This is a genomic window from Rubinisphaera margarita (assembly GCF_022267515.1).
Classification (GTDB): domain Bacteria; phylum Planctomycetota; class Planctomycetia; order Planctomycetales; family Planctomycetaceae; genus Rubinisphaera; species Rubinisphaera margarita.
Genome location: NZ_JAKFGB010000012.1, coordinates 478416 through 501580 on the forward strand (window position 1 = coordinate 478416; position 23165 = coordinate 501580).

Consider the following 23165-nt stretch of genomic DNA (forward strand, 5'->3'; position numbering starts at 1 on the left):
ACCTGTGCGGCCTGGTGAGATAACGATGGAACTCCGTGAATTTGCCGAAACCATTTTGCTTTCGGAAGAGCTGGAGCGAAAGCTTTCGATCGGGGATGGCGAATGGACGGATAACGAGCCCGGAGCCGCCATTCGGGTTGAAGTGCCAGCACGCAGTCCTGAACTGATCTTCGCTTCGCCGCGAACGGCTCCCGGGATGCCGAAGTTCGGCAGCTTTCACGATCCGGTCAAACGCGGCATCGCCCATCACATCATGGCCAATCATGAATTGCAGGCCGTTGAGGCGATGGCCTGGGTGCTGCTCGCCTTTCCCGAGGCTCCGAGCGAGTTCCGGCTGGGCCTTGCCAACGTGATTCGCGATGAGCAGAAGCATACGCGGATGCATGCCGAACGAGCTTCGCGTCTGGGGGTGCCCTTTGGTTCCCTGCCCGTCAATTGCTACATCTGGAAGAAGGTGCAGCACTTTGAGTCGGTCGTCGATTATGTGGCGGGACTTCCGCTCGTCTTCGAAGGAGCGAATCTGGATCACTCGCTCGAGTTTGCCGAAGCGTTCGACGCCGTTGGGGATCTGCGAAGCGCGGCGTTGATGCGAATCATTCATCGCGACGAAATCGAGCACGTACGCTTCGGCTGGGAATGGCTTTGTGCCTCGGCGGGCGAGAACGAGGACCTGTGGGAATTCTGGGCTCAGCATCTGCACTGGCCGGTGCGTCCCTCCAAGGCTCGCGGCGAGAAGTTCGTACGAGATGCGCGACTGGCTGCCGGAATGCCGCCTGAATTCGTGGAGAAGCTCGAAATGTGGAATGACCGGCAGTCTTAGAGCATTTTCATGCTTCTCCTGCAGTCGCACGGGCACCAATCCTTGCCTGAGTTTGTTTCAGGTCTTACCGGTTCGTTCAACGAAAGAACGCCGCGGAGGGTGGCTCCGCGGCGTTCGAATTCGATGGCTGATCAATTGGATCAGTGATTCTGCAGGCAGTCCAGAGCGATGTTGGCGGCATCGCGAACTTCAGGTGACCCGTGATTCGAGATGAAAGTCAGCTCGGCCACGACAACCTGAGGAGCATCGCCCAGGCCACCCAGTGAGAGAGCCGAGGCACAGCGGACCTGATCATCGACATCGCGGAGTCCAGACCGCAGGGCTTCGACGGCGTACGGCTTGAGGTCGCCCCGGACCGAGCCGAGAGCGTGAGCCGTCAGCCAGCGGACCTGAGTGTCCTGATGACGCATGAGATGAGTCAGACGCAGCATGGCGTCGACATGATCGGGTTTGTGCTTCAGAAGAGCTTCGGACACGTACAGAGCCGAAAGTCCATCTGAGCTCAGCAGAGCTGTTTCCAGGAGCGGAACAATGGTCTCACTCTGGCGGGACATATCCCCGAGGTACATCGCGGCCAGTTGAACGGCCTTCTGATCCTGGGAAGTCACCACTTCGCCCAGCGTCGAGGTCACGGCATCGATCTGCTGATTCCAGTGATACAGCGTGCAGGCGGCATGCGCCCGGACGTTCTGATCGCTGTCGCTCATCAGTTCGACGATTTCCGGCGAGACGGCCACGGAATCGCCACCCCGTTCGTAGGCTCGCCGCAGGCCCTGAATCCGCAGGTTGGCGTCTTCGCTGAGAAGCAGCTGGCGAATCTGCTGAACTTCTGCCGACAGCTCGCGGCTGTCGGCCGGGTTATGATAGGAGCCGGCGTTCCGCCATTCCCGATCTCCCAGAGCCTCATCCAGAAGAGTCAGAATCTCTGGAGAGATGACCGTTTTCGTCGGACTGGGCTGAGTTTCTTTGCTTTTGGCTTCAGCGACCTCTTCGGCGCCTTTTTTCTCCACAGGAGCAGCGGCCGTCTCGACAGCGTCCCTGATCAGTTTTGTGGCGACCGGAACATCGGCGGCTTCCTGAGCTTCCTTCACCCAGGGGAACTCTTCGACAGCATCAGCAGCAGCTTTCTTAACCGTGGTCTTTGCCGTTTCTGGTTTGGCCCACGGGGCGAGATCGTCGCTGGATGGCACGGTGGCATCGGCGGTCTGTTTCACGTTCAGCACGGCCGATTCGAGTTCCGCTGTGGGAATCGAGGCATCGCCGTACGACATCAGATCGAAGGCCGCATCATCGTGTCCGCTGAGAGCCAGGTTCGCCTGCTGAATTTCATCAGCGGATTTCCCGGGAGCGGTCGCGTCCGCAACTTCCTGTGTCAGTCCGGAAGCGGCGTTCAGCTCGCTGAGTTGCTGGCTGAGCAGATCGGTGTCGCTTGTTGAGCCAAGCGCAACTTCTGTCGGCTCGGTCGGCTCTGTTTCCGATTGGGGCTGCTCAGTTTGGGCTGTAGTGCTCGCTGTGAGCTGAGAGCTCTCGCTTTTCGCTTTGTCGCGATCCCCGCGGAAGATTCCGAAGAAGCGGGAGATCCGACCTTCTGACTTCTGCGGCTCTGCTTCCGGCTGAGCAACAATCTTCTGCTCGATTGCCGGCTCGGCGACTGGATCCTGACCAGCCGTCTCCGCCGTGTCGGTCTTCACAGCCGGAGCGGTCTCTGTGGACGGAGTCACTTCTGCAGTGGATCCGCTTGCGGGCGTCTCTTTTCTCAAACTGGCCGTGTTGACCTCGAGACCGTCATTGGAAGGTTTCTCGGAAGGTTGCTCAACAGCTTCCTCGTCTGTTTCAGCCTGCTCGGCAGCAGCGGCGACGGCGGCTGATTCGACGGCGGTTTCCCGCGAACGCCCTGTGGGAATCTTCTCGGCGATTCCGTCTTTCAGGGAGCGGACGGACTGGCAGCCAGTCACCGAAGCGGCAAGCAGGCCGTAAGTAAGACATGTTCTAATACTTGGCATCGCTCTGATTCCCCCCGTTGAAGTCACATCCTGCGGATGACGACAACTCCCTTCCCTGAATGTGACGTCTGGACGAAAGCGGTTGGCACGCTTTGCTCTGATCGTCGTGTACAGCCGGCGCATTGACCGGTACGAACCCTTTCATTTATCGAACCGAAATGCGCGGCAAATTCAGAATCGGAAGACGGACCGATTGCTCTTGCGCAGCTTCTCTATTGTGAATGCAGATGGGGGGGCTGCGTGGACGGCGGATGCCACCAGGCACGGCGTCGCCGGGTATGACTGATCAGTTTGCCATGCGCGGCGCTGGTAAGCAGGAGCGGATTGCTCTAGGAGTTTCGTCCGCGGCGACGGAAGAGGACAAAGCCGGTGATCGCTACGACGATCAGGAGAAGGGCGCCCCCGCCGAAGATCAGGTAAGGGACAAGGGGAGATTCCGCAGGCTGCTGGAGAGCCGCCGGGAGCGCGACTCGTGGGGCCGGCTCGTCATCGTCCTCGGACTGCTCAACCGACGATGCAGTTGCCGGGGTCGCCTTTGCGGGAGAGGGGTCGGCAGGAGCTTCGATTCGCAGCAGTTTCAACGTTTCGGCCTGATTCGGTGAGATCGCCAGTTCAAGGTCAGAAGACCAGGCCTGAAGCATCTGGCGGGAATCTTCCATCAGTTTATCACGGTCCGTTCGACCGTTGAGATAACTCGCCAGCATGTCCTGCCGCTGTTCGTCGAGGATTTGCCGCATCTGCCGCATCTGACGAATCTGCGAGTCTTCCAGTTCCAGCAGCGATTGGCCGGTCTTCGTAAAGAGGACCTGATTTCCAAACCCTGAAATCCAGGCCGCCAGCCTGGCTTCCTCATTGCGATAATCACTGACAATCGACGCGGCAGCGACGTAGTCGTCGTTGAGTTGCCCGACCGCCTCCACGTAGTCGGGTAACGTGCCGGACGGTGTGGCTCCTTTCAGGTCGTCAATCTGTTTGATTGCGAGACGACGGCGAATGGCTTCCTGTTGAAAGTAGCTGTGAACTTCCCGGAAGTATGCCATATCGGCGGCGGAAATCCCGAGCAGTTCGGCCGCCTTCTTCTCGCTGGTCAGGCAGAGCGGATACTCGTCCGGCATCAGGAGGTGCTGAAGGATGTCCGGGCGTTCGAAGGGACCAGAGAACTTGAAGGTGCTCTCGCCTTGTTCGTGGGAGACGGCGGCGATTTCGGGCAGCGTCTCCGCCAGAGCCGGGAGTGCGGATGCGAACTGCCGTGGGGAGTAGATTGATTCCTGCTTGGTGAAAATCAAAGTTTCAGGAACCGGTTCCCACTGCTCTGTTGGACTGCCTTCTTCCGGAGGAGCCGGCCGAACAATGCGTTCGTCCTCGGCGAATCCCCCCGCGACGAGCAATTTCCCATTTCCGGCGGGGCCGATGACTGATATCGGAATCGTTGACAGTTCCCCGGCTTCGGAGATGGTTTTGACCTGAGGACTGAGCTTATCGAGGGTCCGGGCAAATGTCTCGGGGAGAAGCGCCAGCGGAGCGATCGGCAGATAGGCAAATTCTCCATCGTTGAGAGCCTGATTGTCGTTGCCAAGAACGACGATCGCGATGGCCGCCTGCCGGAGCAGTGGAGCATACAGATCCGCAGAGCCGTCATTGGCGACAACGTCGGCGATTGTGCCGACTGTCCGTCCCCGGCCGAGCAGAACCGGAACTTCCTGACCGGGCTTCAGATTGGTGGCATCAATGGGAACTCTCAACTGCAGTCGAGTGGTTTCAACAATTCTGAGGAGCGGCTGCCCCTGTCGCGTCTGTTCCCCGGGAAGGACCTGTAGACGATCGACAATCCCCGAACAAGGGGAAACGATCGCGAGATTCCGCAACTGTTCGGCGACTTCCCGGAGCCGGACCTTCGAGGCATCCAACTGGCGGCTCAGAGAATCCAGCTTCTCGGTTTCGTCTGCGGTCCGAGCCGCGGTCTGCTGTTGCCGCAGAGCGTAAATGTCGCCAATGGCGCGACGGACAGATGCATCGAGACGGTCGACCTGAACCCGGGCGATGATATCTCCCCGGCGGACATGATCGCCGAGATTGACGGTCAGATGAGTGATCTTGCCGTTACCCGGAGCGGAAAGAGAACGAATTCGAGCGGGGCGAAGCTGAAACAGCGGAGCTTCTACGGTCCGGTCATATTCGGGCAGCGGCTTACGACCGGCTTCCTGCGCGACGATCGAATGGTTCCCGCAGAAGGCGGAAAGGAAAAGTACGAAGGCAGAGATTCGATGAGCAAGCACGGCTGCTGGAGTTTCCGACGTTGGGGGCAAGAACAGTTGATGTCCGGTGTTCGATCTTACAGCGATTCCAGCGGGACGACCAGTATTCTCTTCTCGGCTTTGCCTTCCCGACGGGAACCGCTCTACAGGGTGACATCGAATTTGAACATTTGATGAACGAACCGCCGCAACCCCGGGAAAAGGCCGGAAGTGAGGCCGAAAACGCAGTCCGTCGTCTCAGTTCCAGTCGAGCCGGCTTCGTCGACTCCAGTAATCAGCCGGGGCTTCGTTCAATCCAGCAAGTTTCCCGGAGAGGTTGGTCCCAGGCGGAACATCGAGAGCACGAACGTTGGACTCCAGGTGTTCGCTGGTCGCCGCTCCGCTGAGTACGACGTCGACCCAGGGCTGTTCCAGGACAGCTGCAATTGCGATGGCGTCAATCGAGACGCCCCCCTCTCCTGCCAGATGCGAGAGTTGTTCGCGAGACTGAGCGAATGCCGGATCGTTGTTTCGGGAGGTTAGCCGCCCGTTTGCGAGGGCTTCTTTGATGATGACCCCGAGTCCCGCCTGATGCGCGGCGGCCAATGCGGCACCCGCGGACGTCTCAAGGAGATTCCATGTCGCCTGAACGGTGTCGAAGACACGCACGCCATCGCAGTGGACTTCGATCGCTTTCTCGATGGTTTCCTTCTGCCGGGGACCGCTCACGCTGAGACCGATGGCGATGCTATTCTGCTTGAGTTCGACGAGTCGATGCAGCACGTCCGTTTTCTCAAGCACACCGCTTTCGAGCGTTGCGGAATGGATCTGATAGAGATTCAGCCGTGAGCCGAGCGTTTCGCCGGTCTCTTCCCATTGCTGATTAAGTCGTTCGACGGTGTGCTGCTTTTCCTCATGCACCTCCGCCTCAACCTGCCAGCCGGCTGTGTATTCGTAGCCCCATTTGGAGCCGATCACGATCTCTTCGACCTGTGAGGACCTCAGCCATTCGCCGAGAAATTGTTCGGCTTTTCCGTAGGAGCGAGCTGCGTCGAAATAACGAATGCCGGCGTCATAGGCGGCCTGCAGGACCTGAGCCGCCCTAGCCTGCATCGCTGCGACATCGTACTGGTGATTCAGATCGTCTGCGTGACCGAGATTGATGTAACCGGGCCGCCCCAGCGCCGCCAGGCCGAGGCCGATTCGCGAGACCTGCAGTCCGGTGCGTCCCAACGGGCGAGTGATCATCGTTCTCATTCCTGTTCCGGACGGGTAAGCAACTATTTCTTCGTGTAGTGCCCGTCGAGTGCCCGCTTTTCGATGGCGTTGATCATATCGACTCGAGCCTGATGACGGGGCTGGGGGGCGTACGTGGCCGAGAGGAAAGAATGGACAATTTCCGTAGCCAGTGATGGTCCAATGACCCGCGCACCGAGGCAAAGGACGTTCATGTCATCGTGCTCGACGCCCTGATGAGCGGAGTAAGAATCGTGGCAGAGGCTGGCTCGGATGCCTGGAATCTTGTTCGCGGCGACGCTGACGCCGACACCGCTGCCACAAACGAGCAGTCCTCGTTCGACTTCGCCAGAGAGGATTTTCTCGGCTACCTGCTCGGCGAACATCGGGAAATCGGAGGGATTCTGGTCAAAAGCGCCGCAGTCAATCAATTCGACGTCCAGGGCGGAAAGCGTCGCGAGCAGCTCGGTTTTCATGACAAATCCAGCGTGATCTCCACCAATGGCGATCCGCCGACAGGCGAAGGAACCCATGACGACTGCATCTTTCGTGTAATTAGGAGGTGTTTGGGACGAGGGCGAGTGTACCGGGAGCATCGAGGGAAACCAAGGAAGTCCGCGGCAAACCGCGAGTGATCGTGTAGCGCGCCTCGGAAATGGACAAAGCCCTCGTGGAAAATTCCACGAGGGCCTCTTCCCTCATTCTTTCGCTGTTTTCACGAGCTTCGAGTGTCCGATCCCGCGCGTTCATTCAGCGGAAGACTTCGATGTGGGGTTAATTACCGTCCGAGTGAGACTCCGAATTGAACCTTTCCGGTCCGCATCTGGAAATCGTACTGCTCACGCGGGCCACCCCGGTATTCGTATCGCGGCGAGCTGTACGGCATGGGGCGACGGTAGTCGTAGTCGCTAATCGTCGGCCGTTCGTAAATCGGTTCGACGTAAACCGACTGCCGGCGGTGTCCGCAACCATATCTCGGCAATTGGGCGTCGACTTCCGTAATTCGTCCGCAGTCTCCGTGGCGGACGAGCATGCAGACCGTGCTTTGACAGCCCGAAAGAATGTCTTCAATGTCGTGCTCGCAGAAGACCTTCCGACGGTTCATGCTCAGAATGGTGTCGCCTTCTTCGAGTCCGATGCGGCAGGCTTCTGAACGATGTGTGACCCGGGTGATGATGATCTGCCCGTTGCAGATCTCACCAGCGAATCCGAGTTCCCGGACATTCACGAATTCATGATCGTTCTGCGGCGGCACGAAGACTGAAGGTTCCGGCTGCCATTGTCTGTTTGGACGAACGTATTCGCTGGAGCCGTAGTTCTCTTCGACTTGAATCTGGCGAGAAGGTGTCGGATTCGAACCCGGCTGCACGAGCCGCGGACCAGGCTGGTAAAAGTAGTCCTGAGCCTGAACGCTGCCTGCGGCTGCCAGGATCAAACCAGTCATTCCGAGAGTATTGAAGAGGAAGTTGTTCATGGTGTTGTCCTTTAGGGCTTAGCTTGAAGTCGCGGGTTACTGAATCCGCTCCACGCGACTCTCCGCTTCGCGTAAATCGCGCCTCGCCGGGGACAGCAATTCTGCGAAATTTATTCTCACGAGTTGCCGACACGGTTTCGCGGGTGCGATTGCACTGATTTGGTCGACTTTTCCGATTTCGAAGGCGAGCGAGAAAATCGGTGTGTCTGCTGGTGAGACCTGTAGGGACGATCTATCCGATATTTTTTCGCGAATCTGTGGTGCACCCTTGTTCGGTGAAACGAGGTTGACGTATTCTTGCTGATAAACAGGTGTGCGTGATGATCTGCGTGTCATTAGAAATCAAATAAGTGTGTTGAAACAAGGTGCGGACGGGTGAAGCGTTTTCAAGTGGCGGTGTTGGTCGGTCTGCTGTTGGTCAGCGGGATCGGATGTGAACAGGACTCAGGAGACTTGCCGGCAGTCACCGTTCTGCCGGGGACAAATTCAGCGACCTCACCGAATCCCATGCCGTCTTCCGCTAATGATTCGGCGTCGGCCGGGGATTCCGCGACCCCCGCAACTCTGAACACTCCTGCAGTGAAGCGGCAGTTGACCATCAAAACAGACACGCTCGGTTCGACTGTCCGACTGCTCGATGCGGCGAGCGAAGAAGTGCTCGAGACGGTGCCGCTGTCTCAGGGAGAACTGACGGCTGTTTTTGATGTCACCCACGCCAAGCCGGTGATCGTCGAAGTTAATGGATATGGCATCACGCAACGGAGTGAGCCTCAGGCGATTCGGGCGAATGCGGAACTGACCGTCGATCTTGGTCTGCTGGCCGCCGGGGAATTTCGAGAGCTGATCAAGTCGGCGACCTGTCTGGTCAAGATGCCGGACGGCGGCTTCGGCTCTGGCTTCCTCTATGGAGACCGTCAAACGATTGTGACGGCTGCACACTGTGTCGCCGCCAAGAACATCGCGGACCTCAGCTACACGTTCTTCCCCGACGAAGATCGTGAAGTGACGTTCAATGGAGCTCGCCTGTTTTTCTACGACCGCAAGCAGGACGTCGCCCTGCTCCGCCTGCCGGAACCTGTTCCGGACGACCACTTCTGGCTCTGGTCAACCGAACCGGCGAAGTCTGGGAGTGAAGTGCTGGTAATGGGGAACCCGGGCCGCAATGGCGAATATGATCCCATGTATGCCCGCACCTGTAAGATTGCCGAAGTGCGTCCCGATGAACTTCGCCTCGATGTCGAAATCTATCCAGGCTACAGCGGTGGACCGGTGGTGCTGGAAGGAACGAGCGCCGTGCTCGGCATCGTTTCCTACAAGATCATTCGCTCTTCAAGTTACAACGAGATCGGTTATTCCTTTGCCCGCTCCGGCGATATTGCCGCCGACGCTTACACGCAATGGAATGGTCTCAACAGCGATCTGCAGGAGCGGGCCATCACCCGCGTCGAAGATCGTTACACGCGCGAGTTCGGACGCGATCTGGCTCATAACACGGCTGGCGCTTACTACGGAGATTCGGCGGTCTACACGGTGATCTGTATGTCACTGCTGGAAGATTACACGCGGTACATGATCGGCAAAGCAGCCAGTTTTCCGGCTGCGTCTCCGTCTCAGCGTCGCATTCTGATGCGGAAGTTTCACAAGGAGTATCTCGCCGACGTTGCCCCCGAGATCGCCGAACGGGTCCGCGAGCGGGTTTCGCCAAAACTGCGAGCCGGCCAGTTTGAGAAGGAATACGAGCTGATCCAGGCGGACGAATCGGTCTCGGAAGAAGTGAAAACGTCCCTCGAAAAAGCGCGGACGGCGTACCTGTCGCTGAAAGAAGCGGCTGAAACGATCGTCAAAGAAGACAAAGGCGAAGACCGCAGCGCCGACGAATTTCAGAAGTATATCATCGACCTCTGGGGCGACGCCCGGTTTTACAGCGAAGAGGTGCTTGAAGCGACCGCAAGCAGGTAAAAGTGCCCCCGAACATGTTCCGGGTGGTCCGTCCGCCTCAGCGGGCGGGCCACCCGGTGTGTTCACGCTCCACGCGTAATCATCAACGTGGCGATGATCGACAGCACGATCAGCGTGAGGATGCGGAACAGTTTCGCGTTGATGTGCTTTGTTCCGCGTACTCCGAGTTCGCCTCCGACATAGGCGATCGGAATTGCAACGGCCGAGAGCAGGAGCACCTGTTTGTTAACGAGTCCGGTCGTCGCCAGCGCGCACAGCTTCACCACAGAGGTGATGAGCAGGAATGTCGTCAGGAAGGCCTTCATCTGATTGGGAGGCCAGGGACGTCGGGCGGCGTAAATCGCAATGGGAGGGCCGCCGATTGTGACCGCTCCCGCGAGAAATCCGCTGACCGCTCCCGCGATGCAGGTCCAGAGTTTCGACGCGGGCCCCTGCTCCTGGGTCGTCGATCTGCGGGTGAGTCCATCAATGGCCATCAGTAGAATGACAATTCCCGTGAGTCTCACGAGGATGTCGTCGATGGAAAGCACGAGGACCGCCAGGCCGATCGGGAGGGCCGCCAGCGACGCGCCGATCGCCAGCAGCAGCGACTCAGGGACGAGGTGTCGACGGTAGGACCAGGCGGCGATTGCAAGCGGTGCGAACGCCGAGAACGAGACAATCAGGTTGGCATCCTTCACGCCGGTGAGCGCTGGAAGAACCGACATTGCGACCAGAGCGTACCCGAAACCCAAAGCACTCTGGACAAATCCGGAGACGACAACGACGCCGGTAAAGAGAATCCAGTGCCAGGTTTCGAACTCCATGAGGATTCGTTGGTATGGGGTATGCGGGGAATTGGGACGTCGAGTAATCTTGCCGCCCGGGATATCGCCAACTAGAATGAGAAGTTGGTCGGTTCGTTCAAACGGATGACATTGCAGCGGGGGCGTACTCGTTCCGGGATCAGACCGGGTCGGAGGGATCTTAGCGATTATTCACCGACGTGTCTTTTCCCGTCGCTGTTCCAGTTGGCCTGAAGCTCGGACCGGCATACTATTCTTGACAGATAATCAGGCGTGTATTGATACGCATCCCATACAAATTCAATGGATTTGACGGACGCAGGCAACTGCGGATGTCGAAACAGGGCCTGTGGAGATGACGCTCGTCATTCTCGACTCGACCGCATCAGGGAGCTGAACTCTATGTACGAACGTTTCACGGATCGAGCCCGCAAAGTCATGCAGCTGGCCAATCAGGAGGCCCAGCGCTTCAATCACGAGTACATCGGCACCGAGCACATTCTGCTGGGTCTGGTCAAGGAAGGTTCGGGCGTCGCCGCCAACGTTCTGAAGAACCTCGAAGTCGACCTGCGGAAGATTCGTCTGGAAGTCGAAAAGATTGTCCAGACTGGACCGGACATGGTGACGATGGGCAAACTGCCCCAGACGCCACGGGCGAAGAAGGTGATTGAATACGCGATGGAGGAAGCGCGGAACCTCAATCACAATTACGTCGGCACCGAACACCTTCTGCTCGGACTCCTCCGCGAACAGGAAGGGGTCGCCGCTCAGGTTCTGATGAATCTCGGCATGAAGCTGGAAGATGTCCGCGAAGAAGTCCTCAATCTGCTTGGCCATGGGCTCGAAGCTTCTGAAACCGGCGAACGCGGCGGAGCAGCCGGCGGAGCCAAGTCGGCCAAGAGCAGCAAGACCCCTGCTCTGGATAGCTTCGGCCGCGATCTGACCGAACTGGCTCGTCAGGGCAAGCTCGATCCCGTCATCGGTCGCGAAACCGAAATCGAACGCGTGATTCAGATTCTCTGCCGTCGTCAGAAGAATAACCCGGTGCTGTTGGGTGAAGCTGGCGTTGGTAAGACCGCCATCGTTGAAGGCTTCGCACAGATGTGCGTCGACGGGAACGTGCCGGAAATTCTGGCGGAAAAACGGATCGTCGTTCTCGACCTCGCGATGATGGTCGCCGGTACGAAGTATCGCGGGCAGTTCGAAGAGCGTATCAAGGCGGTGATGAACGAAGTTCGTCGCGCCAAGAACACGATTCTCTTCATCGACGAACTCCACACGCTGGTCGGAGCCGGGGGAGCTGAGGGAGCCATCGATGCTTCCAACGTTCTGAAGCCTGCACTGAGCCGTGGCGAACTGCAGTGTATCGGAGCAACCACCCTCGACGAATACCGCAAGTACATCGAAAAAGACGCCGCTCTCGAACGCCGCTTTCAGAGTGTGATGGTCGATCCCCCGTCGCAGTCGCAGACGGTGCAGATCCTCAAAGGTCTGCGGGATCGTTACGAATCTCACCATAAGGTCCAGATTACCGACGACGCCATTCAGAAGGCTGTCGAGTTGTCGTCGCGATACATCACCGGACGGTGCCTGCCGGATAAGGCGATCGACGTTATTGACGAAGCGGGCGCGTACGTTCGTCTGAAGACAATGGTTCGTCCGCCGGACCTGAAGGAACTCGAAGAAGAGATCGAGCGCCTCAACCAGCAGAAGGAAGATGCGGTCGCCAATCAGGACTTCGAAAAGGCTGCTTCCCTGCGTGATCAGGCCGATAAGGTCAAACTGCGTAAGGAAAAGATCACCGCTGAGTGGAAAGAAAAGTCCAAGCAGAAGGATGGCCTGGTCGATGCCGAGATCGCCGCGACTGTTGTCGCCAAGATGACCGGCGTGCCGCTGACTCGTCTTTCGAGCGAAGACGCCGTCCGTCTGCTCGAGATGGAGAAAGAACTGCACAAGCGGGTCATCAGCCAGGACGAGGCCATCAAACAGGTCTCCAAGGCTGTGCGTCGTAGCCGCAGTGGACTGAAGGATCCGAAGCGACCGACCGGGGTCTTCCTGTTCGCAGGTCCGACCGGGGTTGGTAAAACGTTGCTCGCCAAGACACTGGCCGAGTTCATGTTCGGCGATGAGGAAGCCCTCATTCAGATCGACATGAGTGAGTACCAGGAGAAGCACAACATCAGCCGTCTGATCGGTGCCCCTCCGGGATACGTCGGTTACGAAGAAGGTGGTCAGCTCACCGAGCAGATTCGCCGTCGGCCTTACGCCGTCGTGCTGCTCGACGAAATCGAAAAGGCTCACCCGGACGTCTACAACATGCTGTTGCAGATCATGGAAGAAGGCCATCTGACCGACAGCTTCGGTCGCAAGGTCGATTTCAAGAACGTGATCATGATCATGACGACCAACGCCGGTGCCGAAGTGATTTCGAACGCTTCGCCGTTCGGCTTCCACTCCAGCAAGGACGAAGAAGCTTCTTACGACGGCATGAAACGCGAAGTCCAGCACGTCATGCAGCGGGTCTTCAAGCCGGAATTCCTCGGACGTCTGGACGAAGTCGTGATCTTCCGCAAGCTGACTCACGAAAACCTGCGTCTGATCGTGGACATCGAACTTCGCAAGGTGCGTCAGCGTCTGGGCGAACGGGGTCTGCGGCTCGAACTTTCCGACGAAGCTCGCGACTTCCTCATCGAGAAGGGTCGCGAAGGCGAGAACCTGGAATATGGTGCCCGTCCGTTGCGTCGCTCGGTCGAGATGTACATCGAAGACCCGCTGGCTGAAGAGCTGCTGCGGAACGCCTTCGAGGGTAAGAACACGATCAAGGTCGACATCAAAGAAGTGGGCGACGCCAAGCAACTCAACTTCGACGCCTACACGAGCGAAGACCCTGAACCCGCACTGGCCGCCGTCGGCTCCGGTGAGGAAGGCGAAAGCAATGAAGGCGAAGCGTAACGCTTTGATCTGAGCTCGAAAACGAGAACGCCCCGTGTGCAAACACGGGGCGTTTTTTTATAGAAGTGGTTAGTAATTGGCCGAATTCGATGCCGAATTACGGTAAGCCCATTGGCTAAGCCAGTGGGCTTACCGAGGAACCTGATCGAAATCCACTGGCACACGCTGCGACGTCGTAAGGAACTCGGTGAGAAACCGGGCTGCTCCTACTCCCGAAACTCGGACATCGGAATTCGATCCACGCTATACCGCGTCAGCACATACACTGCCGTTACGGTGACCCAGAAGTAGGCTCGCCGGAAGCCATCGAACGCGGCTAACCAGATCAGTTGCCACAGGGAAACGAGGTAGCGACCGTTCGCGTCTCTCATGCCGTCCATCCACGCAAACGTCAAACGCTGCAGTTCTCCGAGGAGCTGGAAGAGCAGGATTCCGAGAAACATTGCGAGAACGAAGGAGATGACGATTGAGACTGAGCGCGACCGAACGTAGTCGAAGCAGCGGCTCCATGCGTCGAATCCGTCGCCGCCTTCGATCGCGATCGCTGGTATCAGGAGCGGCCATCCGAAAACGAGGCCAAGTGAAAAGACGATAGCGATCAAAGACAGTAGCAGCCCGGGACCGTAAAGGATCTCGCCGAGGATGGGAATCTGATTGGCCGCAAGCGTGCCCCAGATCAGGGCACCCAGCAGGCCGAGCATCATCACGGGGAGTAGCAGGCTCAGTCCCGCTGCGGGAAGATTTCGGAGGCCATCGGCGACAGAACTCCGGACGCGTGTGCAGCTGCCTGTCGTGAACGCCGATCCGGCCGCGCGGCAAATGATGAGGCCGGAGATGATGTGGATGAGGAGTATTGCCAGAGGTCCAGAAATCTCTCGGATTGACTGGAACTCCGCACAGCTCGCCCAGAGTTGATAAGCCATCACAATCGGCGACGATGCCTCCAGCGCGAAGGCGTAGTAGTCGGCGGGAGTCGTTGACCACAGGGGCAGCGTCAAAGAACCACTGGATTCCCCCGTCAACTGGAACCCGGCCACGAGCAGCAGACTCGTGACTAATCCCACGAGCAGAATCGGCATTCGAGCCGTGATCCCCGGCACGCGCAGCAGATGCAGCCAGGGAAACATCCGCCGCCAGCGGAGGAAACCGGTTTCGTGAAATTCTTCCTGAAGTTCCATGGTGGCCGACCTGAGTGAGAACCGAAACGATGATATGGGCTGCAAATGTAGCGTTTTTGCGGAAATGGGTTAAGCATTCTTCGGCAATTGTCTTCGGCGATCCTCAAGAACCTGTGAGACCTGACATCGACGAAATGCGAACGGTGCGGCTGTGAAGTCGCGAGTCGTTTGGCGGCATCTCACGGATGGTATAGACTGTTTTCCATCAAAGTCGCTTGCTCCCCCGCAGAGTTTGTCCCACCGATTTATGTATTCCGAAAAGGAGCCGCCTGATGGACCTCACAGATACCCTCAAAGATTCATTGATGGAAAATTTCTTTCCAGCAGGCTGGGATCTGAGTGTCATCAATGACTGCGTCAGCAGTGATCCAAGCACGATCGACAGCCGAGAAGACTGGTGGAACGATTCGTTCCAGACCATCAATTGCGCCTCAGTCGGCGATTTTGACACCTACATGGGCCACGAGATCGCCATGACGATCCGCAGGGCTAAGGACGAAGGTCGCAAGATCGCCTTCATTCTGCCGGTTGGTCCGATGGGAATGTACCGCTGGGCCGTCTACTTCCTGAAAGAATGGAATGTCGACTGCAAGCACGTCTATGGCTTCAACATGGACGAGTGGAGTGACGCCGAAGGCAATACGCTCCCCGCCAGCAACCCGGCTGCTTTCCAGTACGCGATGGAGCATGCCTTCTACGGTCCGCTCGGCAAGCTGACCGTTCCCGAGAATCAGCGTCACTTCGCGGTCAAGAATGTCCTGCCAACTTACGGCGATCGCATTGGCGAACTGCGAGCCGCCGGAGCGGATCTGGTAGTCGTTTACGGCATCGGTCGCGTCTGTCACATCGCGTTCTGGGAACCGCACTTTGCGGGCGAATACGATTCGGAAGAAGAATGGCTCGGCCAGACGCATCGCATCGCCGCCAAACTGCATCCGCTGACGATCGAGCAGAATGCGATCACGAGTTTCAAGAGCCGCACTCCGCTTGTCCCGGCTCGGGCCAACACGATCGGCCCGGCTCTGTTCGCGAAAGCCGATTACGCCATCGGTGGAGCAGATGGGATTCTCGGCCGCGGCATGCAGTGGCAGGGACTCAGTTTGTGGATGACGTTGCATCACAAGCCAACGACCTGGATTCCCTCGACCTACATGCCCCTGCAGAAGGGAAAACTGTTCTTCCTGAACGAACTGGCCGGCCCGCTGGTCGCAGAGTGCAATTAACACGGCAGGGCCGGCTTCCAACCGGCCGCCTGCTCTGAATGTTATTTGCTTTGAATGAGGTACGCTGGGATCGTCGTCAGGGCGATCCCAGTTTTTTGTCGGTGACGGACGGCTGAAGGATTAGAACCGTGGCGAAGTGTGATCAGGGTTACAAGTGCGAGATCTGCGGCGAGCCGGTGAAGAACATCATCGAGAGTGCGCTCTATTTGCGTTATGTGCTCGGCGAAGTTCAGCTGCACGAGCTCTTCGGGGCTCCAGAGCGTCATCTCCATTGCGATCACGACCTCTGCCGTTTCATTCGCCATGAGAAATTTGTGCAGCCAGAGGAAGTGGAACTCGTTGACCCCGCGGACGATCAGGCTCGCGTGGAGCGGGTGACACGCGGCTATGAACGGCTGCGTGAAGTCGTCGGCCAGGGGATTCCGATTACGGATTATCCACTGAAGTAGTGTTGCTCAGGCAGCTGCTGCCTGCCATTGCCGCTGATCGCTGGCTTCCAGGGCGGAAACGATGGCCTCCATGTGCATGGAGCGGGAACCTTTGACAAGCACGGCTGTGCCCGGGGCGAGCCAGAGACTCAGAATGGGTAACAACTCGTGAATGGTGTCGAAGCAGGCAATGCAGTTCGAGGACATCCCGGCTGCGTGAGCACCTCGGGCCATGTCTCGTGCCCGCGAGCCGTAGGTGATGAGATAATCGCAATCGCCATGGGCGACGCGGTGCCCGACTTTGCGATGCAGCGCGACCGATTCGGCACCGAGTTCCGCCATGTCGCCAAGGACCGCAATGCGTCGCTGGACCCCCTGTTGATGTCGCAGCAGGTCGAGGCCGGCAGCCATCGAAAGTGGATTGGCGTTGTACGAGTCGTCAATGAGGCAGCCAAAGGAGGTCTGCTTGATCTCCCCTCGGCCCGGAACGCTCTGAAATCGATCAAAACCTGACTGGATCTGATCGTCATCCATTCCCAGCTCGCGGCCGACCGCCAGGCACATCAGAGCGGAGTTCAGCAGATGAGTCCCCTGCACCGCGAGTCGGAAGTTCCGCCCGTCGACATTGAACTCCAGGCCGGGCGCCGTACAGGCGATCTCCGTAGCGACAATGTTGTTATCGGGGGTGGAACCAACTGTGACCACGGGGGTGCGAATCGCCTTGCGAATATCGGGCAGGTGCGCGAGATGTCCTGGAATCACAGTGAGACCCGATTCCGGTAGTGCGGCCAGGAGTTGGCTTTTCTCCTGAATGACGCCGGACAGAGAACCGAATCCTTCAAGGTGAGCCGGACCCACTGAAGTGAGAATGCCAATCTCGGGAGCGGCGAGCGCCGAAAGCCGAGCAATCTCGCCCGGGCCGTTCGCCGCGATCTCGATCACCGCGAATTCATCGGCGGGTGTGATCTGCAGCAGGCTCAGCGGAACGCCGAGTTCATTGTTGTAATTCTGCGGGCTCTGTCGTCCTCGATACTGTTGGGCCAGGACTCCGTGCAGCATGTTTCTGGTGCTGGTTTTTCCCACCGAGCCCGTGATGGCGATGATGAGCGCGTCGGTGGCTTCCTTCTGCCAGCAGGCCATTCGCCAGAGAGCCGTCCTGGAATCCGCAACGACAATCTGCGGCAGAGGAACATCGACAGGCCGTTCAACCACCGCTGCGGATGCCCCCTGTTCGAGGGCATGCCTCACGAAGTTGCATCCGTGTTGCTGCCTGCCGGCCAGAGCGACGAAAATTTCCCCGGCCTGAAGGGTGCGGGAATCGATGCTCACGGATCGTTCGATGCACGCGTCGTCCATGGCAGCAGCGGCGACGAGTCGGCCGTCGAGGATGTCGGCGAGTTCGGACAGGCTCAGTGGATTCATCAGCGGCCAATCGCGTCTGTGTCTCAGGCGGTGTGTTGCAGGACGTTGATGGAGACGGAGCGGGCAGCGGTCTGGACTTCGACAACATCATCGAAGATCTGCAGGTCGTCGCCAGTCTGCTGCGTTTTCTCATGACCTTTGCCCAGAATGAGAACACAGTCGCCAGGCTCGGCGTGGCCAATCGCCCAGGCAATCGCGGCTCGCCGGTCGGCTTCGATGAGATCCGCCGTACATTCGTCGGGAAAGCCACTGAGGAGATCGTGAAAGATCTGAAGCTGCGGCTCGTGACGGGGGTTATCTGAGGTGAGCACGATGACATCGGCTGCGAGTGCGGCCCTTGTCATCAGCGGTCGTTTGGTTCGATCGCGGTTCCCCCCTGCTCCGAAAACGCAGATCAGACGACCAGAGACGTGAGGTCTCATCGTTTCGACAATATTCTCGATTGCGTCTGGTGTATGGGCGTAGTCGACGAAACATGAAAACGGGTGATCGGTTTCGATTCGCTGGAGCCGTCCTGGCGGCCAGGTTGCGTTCGCGAGGCCCTGTTCAACGTGCTGAGGAGAGCAGCCCTCCTGCTTCAGAGCGGCGACGCCCGCCAGAGCTGCGTTCAGAATGTTGAACCGTCCGGGGACCTTGATGGCGATCTCCAGCCGGCAATCCAGTCCCTGGAGAACAAACCGGCTTCCGTGGCGGTCTTCGTTGAGAACCTCGATCTGGTAGTGGTTCCCCGCTGCGAAGCCAACGGTGGTGGGGATGATCGGAGTGCGTCGACAATCGAGCGACGTGCGGATGCGGGGATCGTCTCCATTGATAATCAGGGCACCATCGAACTTGCAGTAATCAGCGATCAGCCCTTTGGCTGAGCAGTAGGCTTCGAGCGAACCGTGGTAGTCGAGGTGATCCTGGGTGATGTTGGAAATAATGGCGGTCTGCAGTTGAAGCCCGGCCAGTCGCTTTTGCGTGAGCGCATGACTGGAAACTTCGAGCATGACATCAGTTCCGCCTGCTTCGGCAATCTTTCTCAGCCATGCGGCGAGATGAGCCGGCTCGTGAGTCGTCATCGACGAAGGCTGCGGCGGATTTCGCGAATCGTCGTTCTCAACGGTACCGAGCAGCCCCGGCTGCTTCCCGGCCGCTCGCAGAATTGATCGCAGCAGCCATGTGATCGAGGTCTTGCCGTTGGTTCCGGTAACTCCGATCAAGTTCAGATGGTTGCCGGGTTGTCCCTGTAGATACTGGCAAAGCCACCCGTATGTTCTGCGGACATCGCTGACGATGCACTGGGGGGCATCGACACAGGAAAGCGGCGTATCAGTCAGCACGCCGCGGGCTCCGCGAGCGATAGCGTCCTCTACGAAATCGCAGCCGTGGTGGATGGTGCCCGACATCGCCACGAACAGATCGCCCGGCTTGCAGCGGGCGGAGTGTGTGCAGACGTCTCGAAACTGGATGTCGCCACAGCCGACGAAACTGGCCGAAGGCAGCAGTTGGCGAATACTGTATTGCGAAATGGGTCGCTGCGAAGAAGCAGAGCACATTGTGACGCGTCGTCCCTGACCGAGCACGTAATCAGTCTCACATCATTGTGAGAGAATCTGTGAACCAGGCAGCCTGATGGGAGCAGTTTGCCGATGCCGGGCCGGTTCCGTCAAGATCAGTCCTTGTTCCCTTGAGCGAATGGTCGGGGAACCTGGGCCTGGGAGAGCACATCAAACCCCCGAAGTGCATTGTACGCGAACGGCGTGGTCACTCTCTTCGCTCGCCTGCTCTACTCGACGATGAACGCTTTCGTAGCCGCCACGAAGTCTTCAGCTCGTTCGAACGGAAGCATATGCCCTGTCTCTTCGAAGATCTGCAACGAGGCGTTCGGGAGTTCCTTTTCGAGGAACTCGCCAATGCCGAGAGGAAGCAGCTGATCGTTGCGGCCCCAGAGCAGCTTCACCGGACACTCAATGCGGAACAGATGTTTCGGCAGGTTTGGATTGTGGAGGTACGGGTTCCAGCCGACACGAGCCGTGGCTTCGCGGGCCTTCAGCCAGAGTAGAATGCGGGAGTCCTCGAAGGAAAGCGGCATCGCCTCTTCGACGTAGGGCGAATTCGGATCGAAGAAGAGTAACGCACGGAGTTTGTCGAGCTCGTCGATGAACAATTCCGCCATCGGGACGCCTTCGACGCGGATTCCGGCTGAGTTCACGAGAACCAGTTTGGAGACGAGTCCCGGCCGAAGCACCGCCAGTTCCATGCCGATCCAGCCCCCAAGGGAGAAACCGACCACCGGAACGTTCTCCAGTTTGAGCTCTCTCATCAGATCGACGTAATGCCAGGCATAGTCGGCTGCGGAATGAATTTCGTTCAGTCCGTCGGAATTGTCGAAGCCCGGGTGAGCCGGCAGATACACTGTGAACGACTGCGCGAGCAGGTCATGGAAGCGAGTCCACTCCGTTTCCCCGCCGGCGCTGTGCAGATAGAGCAGTGGTGGGCCTTCGCCTCCCACGGTCAGCTGGATGCTCTTGTTTCCGAGTTTGACGAAGGACGTTTCGTGAGGGACAGTCATGGACGGGCTCAGAGTTGGGAGAAAAACAGATGGTGTCAATCAAGTCGTGAGGGGAGCCTTCAGCAGGTCGCCTCAGGTCGATGTCGCTGCACTGGCATCGACGACATCGGCTCCGAGCTCCTTTCGGAGATAAGGCAGAACCTGCTCTCCGAACAGAGTCATGTTCTTCTTCGTCAGATCTGCGGGAAGTGTTCCGATCTGGAACAGTCCCAGTACATTGCCGACGCCCAGATCCTGGATGTAATCCTTCATCTTCTGGCGAACGGTTTCTGGGCTGCCGACCATGGCATAACCCCCTTCTTCGACCTGCTCACGGTTTTTCACATTGCCGAGGAACTGTTTCAGAGCGGAACCGATCCGGGCGATCGACTTGGCCGACGTATATCCCGGTGGGAAAACGACCAGGCCCTTCAGCAGCTTGTTAATGAAGAAGAACAGATGCTTTTCGTATTCGGCCCACGCCTGTTCGTCGGTCTCCGCGACGTAAATCGGCACGAGCCAGCCGGTCTGCTCGGGATCGGCCGTGTAACCGTTCTTGTCGCAGGCGTCACGGAACATATCGAAGTTCTTCTTGAAGAACGACTTGTGAAAATACGGGATCCCCATGTAGCTGTAGCGGCGTTCGGCGACGAAATCGATCGTCTCCTTGCTGCCTGCTCCGGGGATCCAGATCGGCGGATGCGGCTGCTGGTACGGAGTGGGCCAGGGATTCACGTACTTCAGCTTCCAGTGCTCGCCGTAATGCTCGAACGGTCCCGGCTCGGTCCAGGCGCGAACGATCAGGTCGAGTGCTTCCTGATACTTGCTGCGGGCATAAGTCGGGTTCATGCTGAAGGAGTTGTATTCCGGTCCCCCGCCGACCACCATTCCGGCGATCAGGCGTCCGCCAGAGATCACGTCGATCATGGCGAATTCTTCCGCCACGCGGGTCGGAGGATCGTAGAACGGCAGCGCGTTGCCGATGACGGCGATTTTCACCCGCTTTGTCTGCCGGGCCAGAATCGAGGCCATGAGATTGGGGCTTGGCATGTGCCCGTAAGCCGACTGATGATGCTCGTTAATGCAGACGCCGTCGAAGCCGACTTCTTCCGCGTAGATCAGCTCATCCAGGTACCGATTGTACAACGAGTGGCCGTGGATGGGGTCGTACAGCGAGTTGGGGACCCAGGTCCAGGCGGTTTCGTATTTCTCTTCGAAGTCGTCCGGAAGCTTGTCAAAGGGCATCAGGTGAAATGCGAAAAACTTCATCGCAACGGTCCCCGTCGTGGAATGGCGTTAGAACTGGCGTCAGCTCGGCATCAACTGACGTGAATTTATCTTGCAGTTTTTGTAGGCTGATCGCAATGCGGCAGACTGTCACAGAAACTTTCCGGAGGCGATTTCGCATCGCCCAACCGGTACAATTGGCAGATTTGCTATAAAGACGAACAGATATTCAGGGAGGAAGTCCGATGGCGGAGCGGGATTACTCGCGCTACCAGCAGAACATCATCAAGCGGTACTACGATAACCGCGATCAGATCGACGAGCAGAAGCTGAGCGAACTGGTGACCAGTCTTTACCTCGCCAGTCCCAAGCAGGCCGAGAAGAAGTGGGAAACCGCCCGGAAGCTGCTGGAGCGCCTCGAGATCCCGGATACGCGGGTCGAGCATATCATGGAGAAGAAGGATCCTGCGATCCTCGCCGCTGTGGTCGATGAACTGCAAAAAGGGCTCATCAAGCCTAAAAGCTCGAAGAAGTAACCGGTAGAGGTATTGTGACGGGTTCGTCCAGCGGAGCGAATTCAACACCTCGCCGACAGATATCACTCCTTTCCGAGATTCCCGGGATCGATCAAAGGAACATTTTTATGCGCCTACTTGTATTTCTGACCCTGCTGGTCTCGATTCCGTCCTTTGCGGCGGCGGCCGATCAGCAGTACGTGGTTTACGAAGGGGAAAAAGGTCCGGGCGTCGGCAAGCACATCGTGCTGATTTCCGGTGACGATGAGTATCGGTCGGAAGAAGCCATGCCGATGCTGGGGCAGATTCTTGCCCGGCACCATGGTTTCAAGTGCACCGTGCTCTTCGCGGTCAATCCGGAAACGGGGGAGATCGAGCCGACCTACCAGAAGAACATCCCCGGAATGGAGAACCTGCAGACGGCGGATCTTGTCATTCTATTTACCCGATTCCGTGCCCTGCCCGACGAGGACATGAAATACTTCGATGACTACCTGAAGTCAGGCAAGCCAATCATCGGACTGCGAACCTCGACGCACGCGTTCAACTTTCCCAAAGACTTCGAGACCTCTTACGCCCACTATGGCTGGAACAATTCCAACACGGCATGGCCGGGCGGTTTCGGAAAGGAGGTCTTTGGCGAGACGTGGTACACGCACCATGGCAAGCATAAGTCCGAGAGCACCCGGGGTATTATCGAGGAAGATCACGCCGATCATCCGATTCTCAACGGAGTTGAGAATCTGTGGGGACCGACGGATGTCTACGGCGTTCGGGAACTTCCGGCTGATGCGGAAGTGCTTGTCCGTGGACAGGTTTTAACGGGGATGAAGCCGGACGATCCGCCGGTTGAAGGCGAGAAGAACGACCCAATGATGCCGATTGCCTGGACGCGGAAGTATGAGACGTCGACCGGCAAAACGTCTCGAATCTTCTGTACCACACTCTGTTCGTCGATTGATCTGGAAGATGAAGATCTCCGTCGGATGCTGGTGAACGCATCTTTCTGGTGCCTGGGGATGGAGAAGAAAGTTCCTGAGCGCGCCAATGTCGAGATCCTGGGCGAATACGATCCCTCGTTCTACGGCTTCGGAAGCTTCAGGAAGGGACTCAAACCGTCGGATTTCGCCTGGTAAGACCGACCGGGGATTCCCCCGCTGGCATACGGTTCTAGAA

At 58.0% G+C, this 23165-nt stretch carries 18 protein-coding genes; 7 read left to right on the forward strand and 11 right to left on the reverse strand.

The features are described from left to right. Positions 1 to 25 precede the first annotated feature (25 nt). Complete coding sequence (locus L1A08_RS10415) at positions 26 to 820, forward strand: ferritin-like domain-containing protein (RefSeq protein WP_238756329.1); 795 nt, start codon at positions 26 to 28, stop codon at positions 818 to 820. 140 nt (positions 821 to 960) lie between these two features. Here the strand turns inward: L1A08_RS10415 and L1A08_RS10420 are convergent, their stop codons facing one another. The 5 genes from L1A08_RS10420 to L1A08_RS10440 form a co-directional block, all read right to left on the reverse strand. Next, positions 961 to 2823 (reverse strand): HEAT repeat domain-containing protein, encoded by a 1863-nt coding sequence (locus tag L1A08_RS10420; RefSeq protein WP_238756330.1) that lies wholly within the window; start codon positions 2821 to 2823, stop codon positions 961 to 963. Between the two features lie 329 nt (positions 2824 to 3152). Continuing rightward, the gene (locus L1A08_RS10425; RefSeq protein WP_238756331.1) at positions 3153 to 5129 is read right to left on the reverse strand and encodes an HlyD family efflux transporter periplasmic adaptor subunit; all 1977 of its coding nucleotides are present in this window, start codon (positions 5127 to 5129) and stop codon (positions 3153 to 3155) included. A 186-nt stretch (positions 5130 to 5315) separates the two neighbouring features. Next, the gene (locus tag L1A08_RS10430; protein WP_238756332.1) at positions 5316 to 6305 is read right to left on the reverse strand and encodes an aldo/keto reductase; all 990 of its coding nucleotides are present in this window, start codon (positions 6303 to 6305) and stop codon (positions 5316 to 5318) included. Positions 6306 to 6337: 32 nt separating this feature from the next. Continuing rightward, positions 6338 to 6826 (reverse strand): ribose 5-phosphate isomerase B, encoded by a 489-nt coding sequence (gene rpiB, locus L1A08_RS10435; RefSeq protein WP_261362817.1) that lies wholly within the window; start codon positions 6824 to 6826, stop codon positions 6338 to 6340. A gap of 245 nt (positions 6827 to 7071) precedes the next feature. Then, the gene (locus L1A08_RS10440) at positions 7072 to 7767 is read right to left on the reverse strand and encodes a PDZ domain-containing protein (RefSeq protein WP_238756334.1); all 696 of its coding nucleotides are present in this window, start codon (positions 7765 to 7767) and stop codon (positions 7072 to 7074) included. A gap of 591 nt (positions 7768 to 8358) precedes the next feature. Between L1A08_RS10440 and L1A08_RS10445 the strand changes: the two genes are divergently transcribed. Then, complete coding sequence (locus L1A08_RS10445) at positions 8359 to 9726, forward strand: trypsin-like serine peptidase (RefSeq protein WP_238756335.1); 1368 nt, start codon at positions 8359 to 8361, stop codon at positions 9724 to 9726. A 62-nt stretch (positions 9727 to 9788) separates the two neighbouring features. On the opposite strand, the gene L1A08_RS10450 is transcribed toward L1A08_RS10445, so the two are convergent. Then, a complete protein-coding gene (locus L1A08_RS10450) occupies positions 9789 to 10532 on the reverse strand; it encodes a sulfite exporter TauE/SafE family protein (RefSeq protein WP_238756336.1) in 744 nt (247 codons plus the stop codon). A gap of 381 nt (positions 10533 to 10913) precedes the next feature. Between L1A08_RS10450 and L1A08_RS10455 the strand changes: the two genes are divergently transcribed. Continuing rightward, entirely contained in the window at positions 10914 to 13463 is a 2550-nt protein-coding gene (locus L1A08_RS10455) for an ATP-dependent Clp protease ATP-binding subunit (protein ID WP_238756337.1), read from the forward strand. Between the two features lie 206 nt (positions 13464 to 13669). Here L1A08_RS10455 and L1A08_RS10460 read toward each other — a convergent pair whose 3' ends face one another. Then, the gene (locus L1A08_RS10460; protein WP_238756338.1) at positions 13670 to 14641 is read right to left on the reverse strand and encodes a hypothetical protein; all 972 of its coding nucleotides are present in this window, start codon (positions 14639 to 14641) and stop codon (positions 13670 to 13672) included. A gap of 272 nt (positions 14642 to 14913) precedes the next feature. On the opposite strand from L1A08_RS10460, the gene L1A08_RS10465 reads away from it, so the two are divergent. Both L1A08_RS10465 and L1A08_RS10470 read left to right on the forward strand, forming a co-directional pair. After that, positions 14914 to 15864 carry a 6-phosphogluconolactonase gene (locus tag L1A08_RS10465; RefSeq protein ID WP_390896859.1) on the forward strand — a complete coding sequence of 317 codons (951 nt, stop codon included), beginning with the start codon at positions 14914 to 14916 and terminating at the stop codon, positions 15862 to 15864. A gap of 128 nt (positions 15865 to 15992) precedes the next feature. After that, a complete protein-coding gene (locus L1A08_RS10470; protein ID WP_238756340.1) occupies positions 15993 to 16313 on the forward strand; it encodes a hypothetical protein in 321 nt (106 codons plus the stop codon). Between the two features lie 6 nt (positions 16314 to 16319). Here L1A08_RS10470 and L1A08_RS10475 read toward each other — a convergent pair whose 3' ends face one another. The 4 genes from L1A08_RS10475 to L1A08_RS10490 all read right to left on the reverse strand — a co-directional run bounded on the left by L1A08_RS10475 (position 16320) and on the right by L1A08_RS10490 (position 21516). Beyond that, a complete protein-coding gene (locus tag L1A08_RS10475) occupies positions 16320 to 17714 on the reverse strand; it encodes a UDP-N-acetylmuramoyl-tripeptide--D-alanyl-D-alanine ligase (RefSeq protein WP_238756341.1) in 1395 nt (464 codons plus the stop codon). A 23-nt stretch (positions 17715 to 17737) separates the two neighbouring features. Next, positions 17738 to 19252, reverse strand: a complete 1515-nt coding sequence (locus tag L1A08_RS10480) for a UDP-N-acetylmuramoyl-L-alanyl-D-glutamate--2,6-diaminopimelate ligase (protein ID WP_238756342.1) — start codon at positions 19250 to 19252, stop codon at positions 17738 to 17740. A gap of 230 nt (positions 19253 to 19482) precedes the next feature. Further along, entirely contained in the window at positions 19483 to 20268 is a 786-nt protein-coding gene (locus L1A08_RS10485; RefSeq protein WP_238756343.1) for an alpha/beta fold hydrolase, read from the reverse strand. Between the two features lie 72 nt (positions 20269 to 20340). Continuing rightward, positions 20341 to 21516 (reverse strand): LLM class flavin-dependent oxidoreductase, encoded by a 1176-nt coding sequence (locus L1A08_RS10490; protein WP_238756344.1) that lies wholly within the window; start codon positions 21514 to 21516, stop codon positions 20341 to 20343. A 203-nt stretch (positions 21517 to 21719) separates the two neighbouring features. Here L1A08_RS10490 and L1A08_RS10495 point away from each other — a divergent pair, with 203 nt between their 5' ends. Together L1A08_RS10495 and L1A08_RS10500 are read left to right on the forward strand one after the other, a co-directional pair. Beyond that, entirely contained in the window at positions 21720 to 22010 is a 291-nt protein-coding gene (locus tag L1A08_RS10495; RefSeq protein WP_238756345.1) for a hypothetical protein, read from the forward strand. A 107-nt stretch (positions 22011 to 22117) separates the two neighbouring features. After that, a complete protein-coding gene (locus L1A08_RS10500; protein WP_238756346.1) occupies positions 22118 to 23125 on the forward strand; it encodes a ThuA domain-containing protein in 1008 nt (335 codons plus the stop codon). Positions 23126 to 23165: the final 40 nt, after the last annotated feature.